Annotated in this window: 16 protein-coding genes and 1 other annotated feature; of the genes, 14 read left to right on the top strand and 2 right to left on the bottom strand. The window is 58.0% G+C overall.

The window, feature by feature from the left end; translation table 11 throughout:
- The first annotated feature begins 22 nt into the window (after positions 1–22).
- From polA to feoB, 14 genes are all read left to right on the top strand, one after another.
- Positions 23–2,737 (top strand): DNA polymerase I, encoded by a 2,715-nt coding sequence (polA, locus tag B5E84_RS05870; RefSeq protein WP_087220596.1) that lies wholly within the window; start codon positions 23–25, stop codon positions 2,735–2,737.
- Between the two features lie 42 nt (positions 2,738–2,779).
- Positions 2,780–3,391: a dephospho-CoA kinase gene (gene coaE / locus B5E84_RS05875; RefSeq protein ID WP_087220599.1), complete on the top strand. Its 612-nt coding sequence runs from the start codon at positions 2,780–2,782 to the stop codon at positions 3,389–3,391.
- On the top strand, positions 3,388–4,185 hold the full coding sequence (locus B5E84_RS05880; RefSeq protein WP_087220602.1) for an MBL fold metallo-hydrolase: 798 nt from the start codon (positions 3,388–3,390) through the stop codon (positions 4,183–4,185). Before coaE ends, B5E84_RS05880 begins: the two co-directional genes overlap by 4 nt.
- Positions 4,186–4,215: 30 nt before the next feature.
- Complete coding sequence (locus B5E84_RS05885; RefSeq protein ID WP_087220605.1) at positions 4,216–4,488, top strand: ACT domain-containing protein; 273 nt, start codon at positions 4,216–4,218, stop codon at positions 4,486–4,488.
- Positions 4,489–4,512: 24 nt separating this feature from the next.
- Complete coding sequence (locus B5E84_RS05890) at positions 4,513–5,877, top strand: PFL family protein (protein WP_087220608.1); 1,365 nt, start codon at positions 4,513–4,515, stop codon at positions 5,875–5,877.
- A 214-nt stretch (positions 5,878–6,091) separates the two neighbouring features.
- Positions 6,092–6,718, top strand: a complete 627-nt coding sequence (locus tag B5E84_RS05895) for a histidine phosphatase family protein (RefSeq protein ID WP_087220611.1) — start codon at positions 6,092–6,094, stop codon at positions 6,716–6,718.
- Positions 6,719–6,728: 10 nt separating this feature from the next.
- Positions 6,729–7,958, top strand: coding sequence for a class I SAM-dependent methyltransferase (locus B5E84_RS05900; protein ID WP_087220613.1), 1,230 nt, complete (start codon positions 6,729–6,731; stop codon positions 7,956–7,958).
- A 4-nt stretch (positions 7,959–7,962) separates the two neighbouring features.
- Complete coding sequence (locus B5E84_RS05905) at positions 7,963–8,859, top strand: acetamidase/formamidase family protein (protein WP_087220616.1); 897 nt, start codon at positions 7,963–7,965, stop codon at positions 8,857–8,859.
- A gap of 154 nt (positions 8,860–9,013) precedes the next feature.
- The gene (locus tag B5E84_RS05910) at positions 9,014–9,232 is read left to right on the top strand and encodes a hypothetical protein (RefSeq protein ID WP_087220619.1); all 219 of its coding nucleotides are present in this window, start codon (positions 9,014–9,016) and stop codon (positions 9,230–9,232) included.
- A gap of 311 nt (positions 9,233–9,543) precedes the next feature.
- Positions 9,544–9,771: a binding site (T-box leader), on the top strand.
- A gap of 189 nt (positions 9,772–9,960) precedes the next feature.
- Positions 9,961–10,980 carry a phenylalanine--tRNA ligase subunit alpha gene (gene pheS / locus B5E84_RS05915; RefSeq protein ID WP_087220622.1) on the top strand — a complete coding sequence of 340 codons (1,020 nt, stop codon included), beginning with the start codon at positions 9,961–9,963 and terminating at the stop codon, positions 10,978–10,980.
- A gap of 24 nt (positions 10,981–11,004) precedes the next feature.
- Positions 11,005–13,428 carry a phenylalanine--tRNA ligase subunit beta gene (pheT, locus tag B5E84_RS05920; protein WP_087220625.1) on the top strand — a complete coding sequence of 808 codons (2,424 nt, stop codon included), beginning with the start codon at positions 11,005–11,007 and terminating at the stop codon, positions 13,426–13,428.
- A 233-nt stretch (positions 13,429–13,661) separates the two neighbouring features.
- A complete protein-coding gene (locus B5E84_RS05925; RefSeq protein ID WP_087220628.1) occupies positions 13,662–13,874 on the top strand; it encodes a FeoA family protein in 213 nt (70 codons plus the stop codon).
- A 45-nt stretch (positions 13,875–13,919) separates the two neighbouring features.
- On the top strand, positions 13,920–14,150 hold the full coding sequence (locus B5E84_RS05930) for a FeoA family protein (RefSeq protein ID WP_087220631.1): 231 nt from the start codon (positions 13,920–13,922) through the stop codon (positions 14,148–14,150).
- 30 nt (positions 14,151–14,180) lie between these two features.
- On the top strand, positions 14,181–16,376 hold the full coding sequence (feoB, locus tag B5E84_RS05935; RefSeq protein ID WP_087220632.1) for a ferrous iron transport protein B: 2,196 nt from the start codon (positions 14,181–14,183) through the stop codon (positions 16,374–16,376).
- A gap of 177 nt (positions 16,377–16,553) precedes the next feature.
- On the opposite strand, the gene B5E84_RS05940 is transcribed toward feoB, so the two are convergent.
- Together B5E84_RS05940 and B5E84_RS05945 are read right to left on the bottom strand one after the other, a co-directional pair.
- Positions 16,554–17,153 carry a metallophosphoesterase family protein gene (locus tag B5E84_RS05940; protein WP_087220635.1) on the bottom strand — a complete coding sequence of 200 codons (600 nt, stop codon included), beginning with the start codon at positions 17,151–17,153 and terminating at the stop codon, positions 16,554–16,556.
- Complete coding sequence (locus tag B5E84_RS05945; RefSeq protein WP_087220639.1) at positions 17,150–19,078, bottom strand: BMP family ABC transporter substrate-binding protein; 1,929 nt, start codon at positions 19,076–19,078, stop codon at positions 17,150–17,152. The genes B5E84_RS05940 and B5E84_RS05945 overlap by 4 nt, the downstream gene beginning before the upstream one ends.
- Position 19,079 lies beyond the last annotated feature (1 nt).

Raw genomic sequence — 19,079 nt, forward strand, 5'->3', positions numbered from 1 at the left:
CATCTTTTATAAGGAGAATGGAATGGAAAAATTAGTATTGATAGACGGACACAGCATTTTAAACCGGGCCTTTTACGGAGTGCCGGATCTGACCAACTCCGAGGGGCTCCACACCAACGCGGTGTACGGGTTTTTAAACATCATGTTTAAAATCCTGGAGGAGGAGCAGTGCGACCACCTGGCGGTGGCTTTTGACCGGAAAGAGCCCACCTTCCGCCACAATATGTATGCAGAATACAAAGGGACGAGAAAGCCCATGCCGGAAGAATTGAGAGAGCAGGTGCCGTTAATGAAGGAGGTGCTGGCCTCCATGGACATCCCCATTCTCACCCTGGCGGGATATGAGGCGGACGACATCCTGGGCACGGTGGCAAAGCGGATGGCGGGAGCGGGGGTGGAGGTCTCCATCGTTTCCGGGGACCGGGACCTTCTGCAGCTGGCGGACGAGCGGATCAAAATCCGCATTCCCAGAACCAGCCGCGGCGTCACGGAGGTGAAGGACTACTATCCGGAGGACGTGAAACGGGAATACCAGGTGACGCCTGCGGAGTTTATCGACGTGAAGGCCCTTATGGGAGACAGCTCCGACAACATCCCCGGCGTCCCCTCCATCGGGGAAAAGACGGCCACGGCCATCATTTCCGCCTACGGCAGCATTGAGAACGCCTACGCCCACTTGGAGGAGATCAAGCCCCCCAGGGCGAAAAAGGCTCTGGAGGAGCACTACGACATGGCCCAGATGAGCAAGGTGTTGGCCACCATCTGCATCGAGAGCCCGGTGGAATTTTCCTACGAGGACGCGGCGGTGGGGAACCTCTACACGCCGGAGGCCTATCAATATATGAAACGGCTGGAGTTTAAATCCATTCTCACCCGGTTCGGAGAGGAGGCCAGAGGCCAGGTTTCCGTGGAGACCCATTTCCGGACGGTGACGAAGATGGCGGAGGCGGAGGCCGCGGTGGAGAAGGCGATGCAGGCGGAGCGCGCCGGTGTGCAGCTGATCGCCGGAGAAAAGGAACAGAAGGAGGAAGGGCAGATGTCCTTCTTTACGGGGGCGGACGGCTCCCTGGAGATCGGGAAAAAGGCTGCAGGCCCCAAAAAGGAGGCGGTGGCCCTGGCTCTCTGTTTCGGAGCGGAGGACATTTACTGCCTGAAGGCGGGGGAGGAGATTTCCTCCCAGTGGCTGGCGGAGAGCGCAGAGAAGATCTGCCGTTCCGGGGAAACCTGGACCCTGGATTTAAAATCTCAGCTCCCCTATATGAATCTGGAGGAGAACGGCCAGGTGCGGGACGGCGCCGTGGCTGGGTATCTGTTAAACCCCTTAAAAGACACCTACGGCTATGACGACCTGGCCAGGGATTACCTGGGGATGACGGTGCCCTCCCAGGCGGACCTGCTGGGGAAAACGGCCCTCGGCACCGCTTTGGAGGAAGGACAGGAAAAGGCTGGGGCCTGCGCCTGCTACATGGCCTACGTGGCCTTCCAGGCGGCGGTTCCCCTGGCGGAGCAGTTAAAGGAAACGGGGATGGACGCCCTGTTTGAAACCATAGAGATGCCGTTAATCTACAGCTTGTACCACATGGAGGCCGCGGGAATCCATGTGGAGCAGCGGGAGCTAAAGGAGTACGGCGACCGGCTGAAGGTGCGGATCGAAAAGCTGGAAAAGGAGATCTACCAGGAGGTGGGAGAGGAGTTTAACATCAACTCGCCCAAGCAGCTGGGGGAGATCCTGTTTGAGAAAATGAAACTGAAGGGCGGAAAAAAGACAAAGACCGGCTACTCCACCGCGGCGGACGTGCTGGAAAAGCTGGCCCCGGAGTGCCCGGCCATCCAGATGATCCTGGACTACCGGCAGCTGACGAAATTAAATTCCACCTATGCGGAGGGACTGGCGTCCTACATCGGGGCGGACGGCCGGATCCACGGGAAATTCAACCAGACCATCACTGCCACCGGGCGCATCAGCAGCACGGAGCCGAATTTGCAGAACATCCCGGTGCGCATGGAGCTGGGACGGGAGATCCGCAAGGTGTTCGTGGCAAAAGAGGGCTGTGTGCTGGTGGACGCGGACTATTCCCAGATCGAGCTGCGCATCCTGGCCCATATGTCGGGGGATAAGCGGCTCATTGAGGCCTACCGGGAGGCCCAGGACATCCACGCCATCACCGCCTCCCAAGTGTTCCACATCCCCCTGGAGGAGGTGACGCCTCTCCAGCGGCGGAACGCCAAGGCGGTGAACTTCGGAATCGTCTACGGCATCAGCGCCTTTGGACTGAGCGAGGGCCTAAGCATTTCCAGAAAAGAGGCCCTGGAGTATATCAACAAGTATTTTGAGACTTATCCCGGCGTAAAGACCTTCCTGGACGGCCTGGTGGAACAGGCGAAGGAACAGGGCTACGTCTCCACCCTCTTTGGGCGGCGCCGGCCCATCCCGGAGTTAAACTCCCCCAGGACGAAGGCCTTCGGGGAGCGGGTGGCCATGAATTCCCCCATCCAGGGCACGGCGGCGGACATTATGAAGATCGCCATGGTAAACGTGGACCGGGAGCTCAGGAAACGGGGGCTGGCGTCCCGCCTGGTGCTCCAGGTTCACGACGAGCTGCTCATCGAGGCCAGAGAGGACGAGGTGGACGAAGTGGTCTCCATTTTAGAGGATAAGATGAAACACGCCGCCGATTTGCAGGTGGCCCTGGAGGTGGAGGCCAAGACGGGGCGGTCCTGGTTTGAGGCGAAGTAACGGCTGCGGGACACCGGCCGGAGGACAGGAGAGGAAAGGAAAATGGGACATCATCCCTTTGTAATCGGAGTGACGGGAGGCGTAGGCTCCGGAAAGAGCGTGGTGCTGCGGATGCTGGAGGAGCAGTACGGGGCCAGACTCCTCATGGCGGACGACCTGGCCCACCAGCTTATGGAGCCGGGGAAACCGGCCTATGAGGCGTTAATCAAAGCCCTGGGGACGGGATTTCTGGGGGAGGACGGGGCCATTGACCGGAAGGCCCTGGCGGCCCTCATTTTCTCCGACGAAACGGCCAGGGAGACGGTGGACGGGATCGTCCATCCCCTGGTCTGGGCGGAGGTCCGCCGGCAGATTTTCCAGGCGGAGGAGGACGGTGTTTCCCTGGTGGCGGTGGAGGCGGCCCTTCCCGATGAAAAAGTCCATGACATTTACGACGAAATGTGGTATGTTTATACTTCAAGAGAGAACCGGATCCGGCGGCTCATGGAAGGGCGGGGCTACACCAGGGAGAAATGCGAGAGCATTATGGAAAGCCAGCTCTCCGATGAGGAGTTTAGGCGGATGTGCCGGTTTGAGATTGACAATAACGGCTGCCCCGCCCAGGCGGAGAGGCAGATCGAGCAGAGATTGAGAGATAAAGGACTGACGACATGAGATTTGTGAGCATAGCCAGCGGCAGCAGCGGCAACTGCATTTATGTGGGGACGGAGCAGGCGAACCTTTTGGTGGACGCCGGCATCAGCAACAAGCGGATCGAGCAGGGGTTAAACGAGATCGGCGTGAAAGGGAGCGAGCTGACGGGCATTGTGATCACCCACGAGCACTCCGACCACGTGCGGGGCCTGGGGGTGTTGGCCAGAAAGCACGGCGTTCCCATTTACGGGACGGCGGAGACCTTGGAGGAGATCAAAGGGATGAGCTCCCTGGGGAAAATGCCGGCGGAGCTGTTTCACCCCATATTGCCGGAGGTGGAATTTTCCATCGGGGACATGACCATTCTCCCCTTTTCCATCGACCACGACGCCGCCAACCCGGTGGCATACCGCATTTCCCAGGGGAGAAAGCAGGTGGCGGTGGCCACGGACATGGGCCATTTTGACCAGCACATCATCGACCATCTCCAGGGGCTGGACGCCCTGCTTTTGGAGTCCAACCACGATTTGAGAATGCTGGAGACCGGCCCTTATCCCTATTATCTGAAACGGAGAATCATGGGAGACCACGGCCACTTATCCAACGAGACGGCGGGGCGGCTGTTGAACTTCATTCTTCACGACCGTTTAAAGGCCGTGCTCCTGGGCCATCTGAGCAAGGAGAACAACTACCCGGAGCTGGCGCTGGAGAGCGTCCGCTGCGAGATCACCCAGGGGGACACGCCCTACAAAGGGACGGATTTCTGTATCGAGGTGGCTAAACGGGACGCCATGTCGGAGATCATCACCCTGTGACAATTACATAGAAAAAGGAGAGCGAGTATTATGAGCAAGGCAATCATCACCGTAGTGGGCAAGGATACTGTGGGCATTATCGCCAGGGTATGTACGTACCTGGCGGACAATCAGATCAACATTCTGGACATCTCCCAGACCATTGTGCAGGGATATTTCAACATGATGATGATCGTGGACATCACCGGCGCGCAGGAGCGGTTCGGCGACCTGGTGGAGGGTATTGAGAAATTGGGCGGCGAGATCGGCGTGCGGATCAAATGCCAGAAGGAAGAAATTTTCACCAGTATGCACCGAATCTAAGGCGACGGAAGGACGGGTACGGCTATGTTAAATATGTTTGAAGTGATCGAGACCAACAATATGATCGAGCAGGAAAAGCTGGACGTGAGGACCATCACCCTGGGAATCAGCCTGCTGGACTGCTGCGACAGCGACTTAGACGCGGTGAATGAGAAGATTTATAAGCGGATCACCACTGTGGCCAGGGATCTGGTGTCCACCGGAGCGGCCATTGAGCGGGAATTCGGGATCCCCATTGTCAACAAGCGGATCTCCGTGACTCCCATCGCCTTAGTGGGCGGGGCGGCCTGCAAAACGCCGGAGGACTTTGTCACCATCGCGAAGACCCTGGACCGGGCGGCCAAGGAAGTGGGCGTCAATTTCATCGGCGGCTACTCCGCCCTGGTGTGCAAGGGCATGACGAAGGCGGAGGAGAATTTGATCCGCTCCATTCCCCAGGCCCTGGCCTGCACGGAGCGGGTGTGCAGTTCCGTAAATGTGGGTTCCACCAAGACGGGCATCAATATGGATGCCGTAAACCTTATGGGAACCATCGTGAAGGAGACGGCGGAGGCCACGAAGGAGGTAGACTCCTTAGGCTGCGCCAAGTTGGTGGTATTCTGCAACGCCCCCGATGACAACCCCTTTATGGCGGGGGCCTTCCACGGGGTAACGGAGGCGGACGCTGTGATCAATGTGGGCGTCAGCGGCCCCGGCGTGGTGAAGGTGGCCCTGGAGAAGGCCAGAGGGCAGAATTTTGAGGTGCTCTGCGAGACCATCAAAAAGACGGCCTTTAAGATCACGAGAGTGGGCCAGCTGGTGGCCCAGGAGGCGTCCAAGCGCCTTGGGGTGCCTTTTGGCATTATTGACCTGTCTCTGGCTCCCACCCCGGCGGTGGGGGACAGCGTGGCGGAGATCCTAGAGGAGATCGGCCTGGAGCGGGTAGGCGCGCCGGGAACTACGGCTGCCCTTGCCATGCTGAACGACCAGGTGAAGAAGGGCGGCGTTATGGCGTCCTCCTACGTAGGCGGCTTAAGCGGCGCCTTCATCCCGGTGAGCGAGGATCAGGGGATGATCGACGCGGTGACCCTGGGTGCCCTGACCATTGAGAAACTGGAGGCCATGACCTGCGTCTGCTCTGTGGGCCTGGACATGATCGCCATTCCCGGGGACACGGCGGCCACCACCATCGCCGGAATCATTGCTGACGAGGCGGCTATCGGCATGGTGAACCAGAAGACCACGGCGGTGCGCATCATTCCGGTGATCGGAAAGGGCGTGGGAGATACGGTGGAGTTTGGCGGCCTCTTGGGCTACGCGCCGGTGATGCCGGTGAATCCCTACTCCTGCGAGAAGTTTGTCACCAGAGGCGGAAGGATCCCGGCGCCGATCCACAGCTTTAAGAACTAAAACAGGCGGATAAGAGGGCTGTGCGGAAAATGACCGGCGGGAGACCGGGCGGCGTTTTCCGGGCGGCCCTTTCGTTTGTCATGGCGAAACCGCGTTTCCCATGACAAAAGCCTCCGGAGCGGGTGTGCGCTGCCGCGCACCCCTGCTGTTTTGCGGATACAGGAGATATTTGCCCGATAAAAGGGCGGAAGAAGGAAAGCGAGAGGAAACGAATATGAGAATCTATATGATCCGCCACGGCAGGCAGTGCAGCAAGCTCTGCAACGTGAACGTGGAGTTGGACGCCGTGGGGCGGCGGCAGGCCGGACTGGCGGGAGAGCGGCTGCGAAACGCCGCCATAGAGCAGGTGTACGCCAGCGATCTGCTCCGGGCGAGGGAGACGGCAGAGATCGCCAACCGGTGCTGGAGCGCTCCCGTCAAAGTGCGTCCGGGGATCCGGGAGATCTCCTTTGGGGAGATGGAGGGCTGCTCCGACGAGGAGATCGCCCTGCGGTTTGCGGACTTTCGCCGGGAGTTTCAGAAAATGGAGCGGGATCTGCCCTATCCCGGCGGGGAGTGCGCTGGGGACGTGGTAAAGCGGGCCCTGCCCGTGTTCCAGGAAATCCTGGAGAGCGGGCTTTCGTCGGTGGCGGTGGTCACCCACGGCGGGGTGATCCGCTGTATGACGGCCTGGTTTCTGGGGATGGATCTGGCAAAGTGGAGAACCCTTGGGAAGGATCTGGAAAATTGCAGCATCACGGAGCTGGCGTACCGCCCGGAGACGGGTCAGGTGACGGTGGAGCGATTTAACGACTACGCCCACTTAGAGCCCTATCCGGAGCTGCTGCGGAAAAACTGGTAGGAGAGAGACGATGGAAGAACGAGATAGAACGGCCTTGCGGGAGGCGTTGGAACCATTTTTAAATGAGGAGCTGGCCCAGCTCACCCTCAGCAGCCCGGTGAAGAAGGAGAGTCTGGGAAAGGTGCGGATGCGCCCCATTCTGCTGCGGGGGAACCTGATCTTTCAGGCGGAGGAGCAGCGGGGGGCTCAGGCCTTTCACCGGAATTTCACGAAGGAGGAGGCGGCGGCCTATGTGACGGATTTGCTGGACGGAGTGATGAAACAGATGGAGCTCACCTCCAGTAGAGGCTCCGTCCACGCCCTGGTGAGCAAAAAGGGCAAGGTGACGGTGAAGGTGAAACGGAAGGAGACGGCGGAGAAGATCCGGGCGGGGGCGGAGAGCCTTTCCCACAACCGCCGCAAGCGCTACGTGCTGGAGGAAGGCCGACCGGTGCCCTTTCTGGTGGATCTGGGGGTGATGACGGAGACGGGGCAGATCGTCCGTTCCCGGTATGACAAGTTCCGGCAGATCAACCGGTTTCTGGAGTTTATCGAGGACATTCTTCCCCGGCTGGACAAGAGCCGGGAGAGCACCATCCTGGACTTTGGCTGCGGAAAATCCTACCTCACCTTCGCCATGTACTACTATCTGAAGGAGCTGAAGGGATACCCGGTGCGGATCATCGGCCTGGATTTAAAACGGGACGTGATCGCCCGCTGCAACGCCCTGGCGAAACAGTACGGCTTTGACCATCTGGCCTTTTACCCCGGGGATATTGCCTCTTATGAGGGGGTGGATCAGGTGGACATGGTGGTCACCCTTCACGCCTGCGACACGGCCACGGATTTTGCCCTCTACAAGGCGGTGAAATGGGGGGCGCGGGTCATTCTCTCCGTGCCCTGCTGCCAGCATGAGCTAAACGGCCAGATTCACAGCGAAGTGCTGGAGCCGGCCCTGGGCTACGGGGTCATCAAGGAGCGGATGGCGGCCCTGTTTACCGATGCCATCCGGGCCCAGCTTTTGGAGGGGCAGGGCTACCGCACCCAGATCCTGGAGTTTATCGACATGGAGCACACCCCGAAAAATCTGCTGATTCGGGCGGTGAAACAGGGCGGCCCCAGGGACAACGGGGAGAAGATTCAGGAGCTTTTGGATTTCCTCCACGGGGAGCCGACGCTGTACCGGCTGTTCCGGGACGGGGAGGAAACGGGGGAGAACGAAGGTTCCGGCTGTGGGGAACCTGCGAAAAAGGAGGAATGAGTGGATGAAACGGATCGAACGGACAACGGTTCACTACGCCTTCGACCGGGCGCAGCCCCCGGTTCTGACGGCGGCCAACGGGGAGACGGTGGTGTTTGACTGCATCGACTGCTACGGCGGGGAGCTGCGGGAGGCCGGGGAACAGGCCCGCCGCCGGGTGTACGCAAACCCCGCCACCGGCCCCCTGTATGTGGAGGGGGCGGAGCCGGGAGACGTGCTGCAGGTGGAGATTCTGGACATTTCCCTGGATGGGGAAGGCTATATGCGGGTGGGCGAGGGCCTGGGAATCTATGAAAACCAGGGCCGCCACGTGGGCCGCTACCCGGTAAAGCAGGGAGAAATCCTCTTTGAAAACGGCATCCGCATTCCCGCCCGCCCCATGATCGGCGTCATTGGCGTGGCTCCGGCGGAAGGGCCTATTTCCACGGACGAGCCGGGAGAGCACGGCGGAAACTTAGACATACGGGATTTGGGGGCCGGTTCTGTCCTGTATCTGCCGGTGAACGCGCCGGGGGCCCTGCTGTCCATGGGCGATCTCCACGCCGTCCAGGGGGACGGGGAGACGGCCATCTGCGCCCTGGAGACCGGCGGCGCCGTGACGGTGCGGGTGACGGTATTAAAAGGGCGGGAGGATATTCCCACCCCGTTTCTGGTGACGGAAACCGCCTATCTCACCACGGCGGCCCACGAATCCCTGGACCAGTGCAGCGTGGCGGCGGCCAGGAAAATGCACCGGTTCCTGACGGATCACTCCCCCCTTGACGGCCTGCAGGCCGCGGCGGCCTTAAGCCTTATGGGAAACCTGCGGATCAGCCAGGTGGTGAACCCGAAAAAAGGCTGCGTCATGGAATTTCCCAGGAATGTGGCGGGGGAGCGGTGGAATGTGGAGGAAAAGAAGTAAGGAGATCCGATGCTTTTCATCTATTTATAACCAGAAGGATTTTTTTCTTGAAAAGATCATGTCAGTATGGTAAATTTTAGATCAGGAAAGTACCCATGACAGGAGTGGCTGCCTCTTTTCTATGACCCGCAGGGGAATACATAGGAAGGGGGTGATGCAGATGACGGCTTATGAGACGGTAATGGTTGTCTTAGGGATATTGGGCTTGCTCATGTCCTTTGGCGGTTTGATCATCGCATTTATTTCCTTTCTGGATAAGAAAGAGAAGAAAAAGTGTGCGCAACAGCGCACACTTGCGCCGGAGCGCGGCTGCGTCAGCAGCCATTTTCCTTTGCGCGGAGTGTGCATCCCGCCGGAGGCTTTTGTGTCATAGGGAACGCAGTTTCCTATGACACAAAAAAATGCCCACCCTGTCTGACACACAGGATGGGCGGCGCTCGTTGGAGCGCTAGAGCATCAAAGTGGCATCCGCTTTTGGAGTGGGTGCTTTCTTTATGTTTTTATTATAATCATGAATTTATGGATTTTCAAGGGGTTTAGGAAAATTCTATTGTAACATAGTTTTATGCAGCCGTTGCTGTGTTTTATTATGAAAATAGCTTGGAAATGTCGTGGGAACGACCTGGAAAACGCTTGACTTTTCCGCCCATACTGGTTACAATAGGACACAGGTTTTCAAATAAAACAAAGGCTGTGAAGGCACAACAGTAAGGACTTATGTCTTTCAGAGAGAGGGGATCACCGGCTGCAAGTCCCCTTAAGCTCCGTAAGTATCCCGAATTTCCCGCCGGAGCCGCGTGGCTGAACGGAAAGTAGGCTGCGCCGTGCATACGCGTTAAGTAGAACGAGTGCCTGCCCCCCAGTGTATACGGGCAGGAATTAGGGTGGTACCGCGATGACCTCGTCCCTTCGTAGGAAGGGATGAGGTCTTTTTTATTTAACAGGAAGCTGGGTTTCCTGTTAAATAAAAATGCTCCGCAAGGAGGTGTACTCCGCGCAGAGGAAACAGGCTGTTTGCGCAGCCGCGCTCCGGCGTGACTGTCTCCGGCAGAACAAGCACCGCGGCCATCCGGGACCTATTTTACCGAAAAGGAGATTGTTATGAGAGAGCAGTTGGAGAGAATCAAAGAGGAAGCCTTACGGCAGATCGAGGACTCTCAGGCCCTGGAGGGCTTAAACGAGATCCGCGTGGCCTATTTAGGCAAAAAAGGCGAGCTGACCAGCGTGTTAAAGAGCATGAAGGACGTAGCTGCGGAGGACCGCCCGAAGGTGGGCCAGATGGTAAACGACGCCAGAGCCCTGATTGAGGCAAAGCTGGAGGAGAAAAAGACGGCCCTGGCGAAAAAGGCCAGAGAGGAGCAGCTGGCAAAGGAGGTCATCGACGTGACCCTTCCCGCCAAGAAACAGAGCATCGGCCACAGCCATCCCAACACCGTAGCCTTAGAGGAGGTGGAGCGCATCTTCATCGGCATGGGCTACGAGGTCGTGGAGGGACCGGAGGTGGAGTACGATCTGTACAACTTTGAAAAGCTCAACATTCCCAAGGGCCATCCCGCCAGAGACGAGCAGGACACCTTCTACATCAACGACAGCATCGTTCTGCGCAGCCAGACCTCTCCGGTGCAGGTGCGCACCATGGAAAAGGGCAAGCTGCCTGTGCGCATCATCGCTCCCGGACGGGTGTTCCGTTCCGACGCGGTGGACGCCACCCATTCTCCCTCCTTCCACCAGATCGAGGGCCTGGTGATCGACAAAAACATCACCTTTGCCGACTTAAAGGGAACCCTGGCGGAGTTCGCCAGAGAGCTGTTCGGGCCGGAGACGAAGGTCAAATTCCGTCCCCATCACTTCCCGTTTACAGAGCCCAGCGCCGAGGTGGACGTTACCTGCTTCAAGTGCGGCGGCAAGGGCTGCCGGTTCTGTAAAGGCTCCGGCTGGATTGAGATTTTAGGCTGCGGTATGGTTCATCCCCACGTGCTGGAGATGTGCGGCATTGACCCGGAGGAGTATTCCGGCTTTGCTTTCGGCGTGGGCCTGGAGCGGATTGCCCTGTTAAAGTATGAGATTGATGATATGCGCCTGCTTTACGAGAATGACATCCGTTTCTTAAAGCAGTTCTAAGGAATAGGAAAAGGAGATCGAATCATGAATACAGCATTATCTTGGATTAAAGCATACGTTCCGGAGTTGGACTGCACGGCCCAGGAGTACACCGACGCCATGACCCTTACCGGAACGAAGGTGGAAGGCTACGAGCGCCTGGACAAGAACCTGGAGAAGATCGTGGTAGGCCAGATTTTAAAAATTGAAAAGCATCCGGACGCTGACAAGCTCATCGTCTGCCAGGTGGACATCGGCGGGGAGACCATCCAGATCGTCACCGGCGCTCCCAACGTGAAAGAGGGAGACAAGGTTCCGGTGGTGTTAGACGGAGGAAAGGTGGCCGGCGGCCATGACGGCGGCCCGCTGCCGGAGGATGGAATCCGCATTAAAAAGGGCAAGTTAAGAGGAGTGGAGTCCTGCGGCATGATGTGCTCCATCGAGGAGCTGGGCTCTGACCGGAATATGTACCCGAATGCCCCGGAGAGCGGCATTTACATTCTCCCGGAGGACACGGAAGTGGGAGCGGACGCCGTGGCGGTGCTGGGCCTGCGGGACGTGGTGTTTGAGTACGAGATCACCTCCAACCGGGTGGACTGCTACAGCGTCATCGGCATTGCCAGGGAGGCGGCTGCCACCTTCCGCAAGCCATTCTGCCCGCCCCAGGTGAAGGAGACGGGAAACGATGAGGACATCAACGACTACCTGCAGGTAGAGGTGAAGAATCCGGAGCTCTGCCCCAGATACTGCGCCAGAATGGTAAAGAACATCAAGCTGGGGCCGTCCCCGGAGTGGATGCAGAGACGGTTGGCCGCCAGCGGCATCCGTCCCATCAACAACCTGGTGGACATCACCAACTACGTGATGGAGGAGTACGGCCAGCCCATGCACGCCTTCGATTACGACCAGCTGGCCGGCCACAAGATCGTGGTAAAATGCGCCCAGGACGGAGATACCTTCCAGACCCTGGACGGCCAGATGAGAAACTTAGACAGCCAGGTGCTCATGATCTGCGACGGAGAGAAGGAAGTGGGCATCGCCGGAATCATGGGCGGTGAGAATTCCAAGATCACCGACGACGTAAAGACCATGGTATTTGAGGGCGCCTGCTTTGACGGCACCAACATCCGCCTTTCCGCCAAACGCCTGGGCCTGCGCACCGACGCCTCCGGAAAGTATGAGAAGGGCCTGGATCCCAACAACGCCAAGGCGGCCATCGACCGGGCCTGCCAGCTGGTGGAGGAGCTGGGCGCCGGAGAAGTGGTGGGCGGCACCATTGACGTGTACGCCGAGCCCCGCACGGAGAAACGCATTCCCTTTGAGCTGGAGAAGATGAACCGCCTTCTGGGCACGGAGATCCCGGCGGAGGATATGTTGAAATATTTTGAGACCATCGAGCTGCGCTACGACGAGGCGGCAAATGAGGTGATCATCCCCACCTTCCGCCAGGACCTTCTGCGTATGGCGGATCTGGCGGAGGAAGTGGCCAGATTCTTCGGCTACGACAACATCCCCACCACCCTGCCAAGCGGGGAGGCGACCACCGGAAAGCTGTCGGAAAAGCTGCGGGTGGAGGAGATTGCCAGGGAGATCGCCGAGTTCTGCGGGTTCAGCCAGAGCATGACCTACTCCTTCGAGAGCCCGAAGGTATTTGACAAGCTGCTCATTCCGGCGGAGGACGAACTGCGCCGCACGGTGACCATTTCCAATCCTTTGGGAGAGGATTTCAGCATCATGCGCACCCTGCCCTTAAACGGAATGTTAAATTCCCTGTCCACCAACTACAACCGCAGAAACAAGGATGTGCGCCTCTACGAGCTGGCAAACGTCTATCTGCCCAAGTCCCTGCCCCTCACGGAGCTGCCGGAGGAGCGGATGCAGCTGGTATTTGGAATGTACGGGGCAGGCGCCGATTTCCTCACCATGAAGGGTGTGGCGGAGGAGCTGTTTGAGAAACTGGGCATGGGCGGAAAGCCCCATTACAACCCGGACTGCGGCCACCCCTACCTCCATCCCGGCAGAAAGGCGGAAATCGTCTATAACGGCCAGGTGCTGGGCTACTTAGGAGAGCTCCATCCCGACGTGGCGGACAATTACCGCATCGGCGAGAGAACCTATGTGGCAGTGCTGGATATGCCGAAGGTAGAGGCCTGCGTAAACTTCGACCGGAAGTACGAGGGAATCGCCAAGTACCCGGCAGTGACCAGGGACATCAGCATGGTTGTGCCCAAGGAGATCATGGTGGGCCAGATCGAGGCCGTCATTGAGCAGAGAGGCGGAAAGATCCTGGAGAGTTACCAGCTCTTTGACATCTACGAGGGATCCCAGATCCAGGAGGGCTTTAAGTCCGTGGCCTACTCCATCACCTTCCGGGCGAAGGACCGCACCCTGGAGGACAAGGAAGTGGGCGCTGTGATGGAGAAGATCCTTCACGGCCTGCGGGAGATGAAGATTGAGCTGAGAGCGTAATCGCGGCAGAACATCACTCTTAATTCGGGGGTGTTGCAAAATCATCTGTTCAGATGATTTTGCAACACCCCCTTTTTGACGTTTTATACCCCCAAATGTATAAAAATTTTATAGAAAATAAAGAAAATGGAAATCTTTCTCAAAATCTATTGACATCATCAAGCAGTTAGCTTATACTTATCAAAGGTAAAAAAACAAATGATATTCATTATCATAAAAGAAGGGTGGATGAAATGATGCCGTTAGCATTTATGAAACCGGGAGATTCCGGCGTGGTAAAGCGCGTCGGAGGAACGGATGATGTAAAAAGATTCCTTGCGAATCTGGGTTTCGTAGACGGGAGCCAGGTCACTGTGATTTCTGAGATTCACGGGGATCTGATTGTGAACGTGAAGGATTCCAGAGTGGCCATAGGCAGGGAAATGGCTAGCCGTATCATGGTCTAGCCCGCAGGCGGTGACAGCAGCCTGAAAAGAAAGGAGCAATGGGTTATGCAGAAGGCATTACGCGATGTAGCTGTTGGAAAGACAGTAACAGTGGCAAAACTGACTGGCGAGGGAGCGTTTAAGCGCCGCATTATGGACATGGGGATCACCAAAGGCAGTGAGATCTATGTGAGAAAAGTGGCGCCTCTTGGGGATCCGGTGGAGATCACCATCCGCGGATATGAGCTTTCCCTGAGGAAAGCCGATGCGGAAAGCATCCTGGTAGAGGAAAAGTAAGCTTGATAGAATAAAGGGAGGAAATGCTCTATGGCAATCAGAATTGCGTTAGTCGGAAACCCTAACTGTGGGAAGACGACCATGTTCAATGCTCTCACCGGAGCGAACCAGTACGTGGGAAACTGGCCCGGCGTTACGGTGGAGAAAAAGGAAGGTAAATTAAAGGATTCCAAATCCGGCGAGGAGATCATCATCACCGACTTGCCGGGAATCTATTCTCTTTCCCCGTACACCTTAGAGGAAGTGGTGAGCCGGGACTACCTGTTAAAGGAGCGGCCCGACGCCGTCATCAACCTGGTGGACGCCACCAATATTGAGAGAAACTTATACCTGACCACTCAGGTGCTGGAAGTGGGAATCCCGGTGGTCATCGCCCTGAACATGAGCGACCTGTTAAAGAAAACGGGAGATAAGATCGATACGAAAAAGCTGGGGGCGTCCCTGGGCTGTGAGATCGTGGAGACCTCTGCCCTGAAAAAGACCGGCCTGAAGGAAGTGGTGGAGAAAGCGGTCCATCTGGCAAAATCCAAGGCCCAGACCCATCCCGGGAAGATGTTTGCCGGCGATGTGGAGGAGGCGATCTCCCAGGTGGAGGCCATGGTTCCCGCCGGTGTTTCCGACGTGCAGAAAAGATGGTACGCCATCAAGCTGTTAGAGAGAGATAAAAAGGTGGAGGCGGAGATTTCCCTGCCGGCCAGCGACAGGAGCGCGGTGGAGGAGAGAGTCAAAGCCCTGGAGGCAGCTCACGACGACGACACAGAGAGCATTATCACCAATGAGCGGTATTTATACATAACCAAGCTGATCAGCCACACGGTGAAGAAGGCGGGACGGAAGATGTCCACGTCTGACAAGATTGACCAGATCGTCACCAACCGGATTTTGGGACTTCCCATTTTCGCCCTGGTGATGTGGCTGGTGTACTACGTTTCCGTGTCCACCGTGGGTACCATGGGAACGGATTGGGCCAACGACAGCTTTGTGGCAGGCATCCAGGAGATGGTTTCCGCGGCCCTTGCAAGCGCCGGAGCCGGTGACCTGGTGAGCGGCCTGGTGGTGGACGGCATCATCGGCGGCCTGGGCGCGGTGTTCGGTTTCCTGCCCCAGATGGCCATTCTGTTCATCTTCTTATCCATCCTGGAGGACTGCGGCTACATGGTGCGTATCGCCTTCGTGATGGACCGGGTGTTCCGTCATTTCGGACTGTCCGGAAAATCCTTCATCCCGCTGCTGATTTCATCCGGCTGCGGAATTCCTGGAATCATGGCATCCAGGACCATTGAGAACGACAACGACAGAAGGCTGACCATCATGACGGCCACCTTCGTTCCCTGCGGAGCCAAGCTGCCGGTGATCGCCCTCATGGGCGGCCTGATCACCGGCTGGGCGACGGGAGATTACTCCGACGCCGGTTCCTGGGCATTTATCATGTATGTTGTGGGCGTTGCGGCTGTGCTCGTATCCGCCATTATGCTGAAAAAGACGAAACCCTTCTCCGGCGACGCCGCACCCTTCGTTATGGAGCTGCCGGCCTACCACGTTCCGTCCATCAAGACGGTGGCCATCCATGTGTGGGAGAGACTGTGGAGCTTTATTAAGAAGGCGGGGACCATTCTGTTCCTGGCCTGCGTGGTGATGTGGGTTCTGTCCACCTTCGGCTTTACCGCGGACGGTTTTGGCATGGTAGAGGATAGCGCCGACAGCCTGATGGGTGTGGTAGGCGGCGCCATTGCTCCCCTGTTCCATCCCTTAGGCTGGGGCGTGGGCGAGTACGGATTTGCTCCTGTGGCCGCGTCTATCTCCGGTTTCAGCGCGAAGGAGAACATCGTTACCACCATCGGCATCCTGGCCGGCGTGGCAGAGGAAGCTGCGGAGGACGCCCCCACCGTTGCAGGCGCCATCAAGGCATGGTTCCCCAGCACGGCGGCGGCCATCTCCTTCCTGGTGTTTAATATGTTAAACTCCCCCTGTCTGGCGGCCATCGCCACCATGGCACAGCAGATGCAGTCCAGAAAGTGGTTCTGGTTCGCGATCCTGTTCCAGAACGCCTTCGCCTACTGCGTGAGCCTGATCATCTACCAGTTAGGTACGGTGATGATGGGTGGAGCCTTTGGGGCAGGTACCGTTGTGGCAGTGGTTCTGCTGGCGGGAATGCTCTATATGCTGTTCCGTCCTGACCCCTACAAGAACGCGAAGATCGCGGCCAAACGGTCTGTGACCGCGTAAAGGGAACCTGCGGGAAATTTCCGCGGAGCCTGAAAAGGCAATAGAAATAGATTCATCAAATAGAAACAGCCAGCCGCTCCGGCGGGAACCGGGTCCTTAAAGGGCCGGTTCCCCGGGGCGGCTGGCTGTCTTTTTGTAATATGGGAAACGATGTTTTCTGTGGCGCGAAACTGCCGTTCACGGCTGTTTCAGATCAAATTCGTACTTCTCATAGGCATTGATGATGGTGGTCTGGCCGTAGCGGCTGACCCGTTTGGCCAGAGGATTGTAGGAGAGGTGAATGTGGCCGTGGACGAAAAAGGCGGGGCGGTAGGTCTCCATCAGGGTGCGGAAGACCTGGAAACCGGTGTGGGTGAGGCTGGTCCCGTCCCCCAGCCGGTAGGCGGGAGCGTGGGTCACCAATACGTCAAAGCCCCGGTGGCGTTTCAGCTGAAACCACAGCCTGGCGGCCCGCATCCGCATTCCCAGCTCCGTGTACTGAAAGGGCCCCGGCTTATAGCGCATGGAGCCGCCCAGTCCCAGGAACCGGACGCCCTCGTACTCATAGATCCGGTCCTCGATGGAAATGCAGCCCTCCGGCGGGATGCGCTCGTAGCAGCCGTCGTGGTTTCCGTGGACATAGAGCACCGGCCCGGAGAAAAAGGTGGCCAGAAAGGAGAGGTAGCGGGGGTCCAAATCCCCGCAGGAGACGATGACGTCCACATCCTTTAACCGTTCCGGCTGGAAGTAGTCCCACAGGGCCGGGGATTCCTGGTCGGCGATGGCTAGGATTCTCATAACAGGCCGTCCTTTCCCGGAAAGATCCCCTGGGTCTCCATCATCTGGGCCGCTTCCGTATCCAGCTCCTCCGGGGATGGGAGGCGTCCCATCACGTTGGAGGCCAGCCAGTCCATGTGGATGATCTGGGCGGGGGAGAGCTCGGCGGCGCCGGGAGAGCGCAGGATCCCTTCCTGATCATAGAGGGCTCCGGAAAAGATCTGGAAACTGCCGTTTACGATCTGATCCTTCACCAGCTCCATGAGCCGGCGGGAGCGGGCGGGGATGGATTTGGAGCAGATCACGTCGATGATGCCGGAGGAAATGCCCCACCAGTAGTTGATGGAATCCCCGTCGGAGACGGGCAGAGAGCGGCTCCAGCGTCCGTTTACAATGGTCTGGAGGATGCGGTGGTAAAATTTCCCCCAGTGCCAGATGGAGGAGGCCAGGCTGATGCCTCCCGGTTCCCCGGTGCGGTACAGGCCGTAGGGGCTGGGGGCATGGGCGGGAGCCAGCAGGTCAGGGCCGGAGATGAGGGATACGCCGGCGTCCTTTAAAGTCTGTTCCCCGCCTCCACCTTTTAAGGAAGACCAGGAGAGATAGACCTTTGCCTCCGGATCCACCATCTGGACGCCCAGGGCAAAGGCATTGATGGAGGCGGCAGTCCCGAAGATGGGGAAATCCGCCATGTAGCCGATGCGGCCGCTGCCGGAGAGAATGCCCGCCAGCATTCCCACCAGGAATTTCGCCTCGTACAGCCGTCCGTAGTAGGTGCGCAGATGGCCGCTGTAGGTGTTCAGGGAGCAGTTTAAGATCTTTACCTCCGGGTAGCGGATGCTGGCCCGGATGCTGGAGTTTAAAAACCGGGGGGAGGTGGTGAAGATTACCTGACAGCCCTCAGACACCGCCTGTTCAATGGCGGCCATGCTCCCGTCCCCCGTCCGGATGCCGTCGTAAACCTTCGTGGTAAGGGTGGTTCCCATCTGATCCTCCAGATAGAGCCGTCCCAGGTCGTGGGCATAGGTCCAGTCAGAGGTCAGGGCGGTGCCGTAATGGACAAAGCCCACCTTTAACCGTCCCGGCCGGGCAGGAGGAATGAGCTTTTGAATCAGGGAGGTTTTTTCCGGGGCGGCGGGCTGCATCACCAGGCGCACCGTGCCGCCGGAGCCCATGGCCTCCAGATCCGGCCAGAGGAGGGCGATTTCCCGCCGCAGCTGATCCATGGATTTCTGCAAAAGGCCGTCCCAGCCGTAGACGCCAAGGTAGAGGAGAAATCCGTCTCCCGCGGTGATGGAAAGCTTTCCGCCCCCCTTTTCCCGGTAGATTTCCCCAAAACGCAGGAAGGCGGAGGAGAAGGCCTGACGCTCCTCCCGGCTCCAGTTTTCCTGGGGATCCTTTCCCAGAAGGCGGCAGAGCTTTGGAAAGCTGCCTTCCTTGGAAAAATAGATGGTGTTGATGCCGGAGACCCGGTAAAAGTCCATGTATTCGTAATAGATTTTTAAGTCCGGGCTGTCTCCGGGGGCGGGGATGATTCTGGTCACGTATCCGGGAATGCTGACGGCGTCGGAGAATTTCATCACGCTCACCCGCTTATTTCCTTCTATAATATAGTAGTTGTTCATGAATTCGCAGGCGATGACCGGCTCTCTGATACCCTCTGACAGGTGGGACTGATAGAGGGAGGACCATTTGTCGGCAAACTCGGAGGTCTCCGGCAGCAGAGGCATGAAGTTTCCGGCGAAGGCTTTGGTGCGGCCGGAGGTCTTGGTGCCGGCGATGCGGGAGATGGGGATTTCCACCAGGCCCAGGTCTGCCTCCCCCACCGTGTCCGTGAAGGGGAGGATTTCATCCAGCACCTGGAGATAAGGGTTTTTCCTGTCCTCCAAGTCCTGGCGGTAGGCTTTTAAGGCCAGTTTCCTGGCTTTTGCGTATTCTGGTACTGCCATG

The sequence above is a fragment of the Lachnoclostridium sp. An14 genome (assembly GCF_002160755.1).
Taxonomy (GTDB): domain Bacteria; phylum Bacillota; class Clostridia; order Lachnospirales; family Lachnospiraceae; genus Lachnoclostridium_A.

Coding starts and splice junctions, on each gene's coding strand:
- polA (WP_087220596.1), top strand. CDS start 23: ATGGAAAAATTAGTATTGATAGACGGACACAGCATTTTAAACCGGGCC.
- coaE (WP_087220599.1), top strand. CDS start 2,780: ATGGGACATCATCCCTTTGTAATCGGAGTGACGGGAGGCGTAGGCTCC.
- B5E84_RS05880 (WP_087220602.1), top strand. CDS start 3,388: ATGAGATTTGTGAGCATAGCCAGCGGCAGCAGCGGCAACTGCATTTAT.
- B5E84_RS05885 (WP_087220605.1), top strand. CDS start 4,216: ATGAGCAAGGCAATCATCACCGTAGTGGGCAAGGATACTGTGGGCATT.
- B5E84_RS05890 (WP_087220608.1), top strand. CDS start 4,513: ATGTTAAATATGTTTGAAGTGATCGAGACCAACAATATGATCGAGCAG.
- B5E84_RS05895 (WP_087220611.1), top strand. CDS start 6,092: ATGAGAATCTATATGATCCGCCACGGCAGGCAGTGCAGCAAGCTCTGC.
- B5E84_RS05900 (WP_087220613.1), top strand. CDS start 6,729: ATGGAAGAACGAGATAGAACGGCCTTGCGGGAGGCGTTGGAACCATTT.
- B5E84_RS05905 (WP_087220616.1), top strand. CDS start 7,963: ATGAAACGGATCGAACGGACAACGGTTCACTACGCCTTCGACCGGGCG.
- B5E84_RS05910 (WP_087220619.1), top strand. CDS start 9,014: ATGCAGATGACGGCTTATGAGACGGTAATGGTTGTCTTAGGGATATTG.
- pheS (WP_087220622.1), top strand. CDS start 9,961: ATGAGAGAGCAGTTGGAGAGAATCAAAGAGGAAGCCTTACGGCAGATC.
- pheT (WP_087220625.1), top strand. CDS start 11,005: ATGAATACAGCATTATCTTGGATTAAAGCATACGTTCCGGAGTTGGAC.
- B5E84_RS05925 (WP_087220628.1), top strand. CDS start 13,662: ATGATGCCGTTAGCATTTATGAAACCGGGAGATTCCGGCGTGGTAAAG.
- B5E84_RS05930 (WP_087220631.1), top strand. CDS start 13,920: ATGCAGAAGGCATTACGCGATGTAGCTGTTGGAAAGACAGTAACAGTG.
- feoB (WP_087220632.1), top strand. CDS start 14,181: ATGGCAATCAGAATTGCGTTAGTCGGAAACCCTAACTGTGGGAAGACG.
- B5E84_RS05940 (WP_087220635.1), bottom strand. CDS start 17,153: ATGAGAATCCTAGCCATCGCCGACCAGGAATCCCCGGCCCTGTGGGAC.
- B5E84_RS05945 (WP_087220639.1), bottom strand. CDS start 19,078: ATGGCAGTACCAGAATACGCAAAAGCCAGGAAACTGGCCTTAAAAGCC.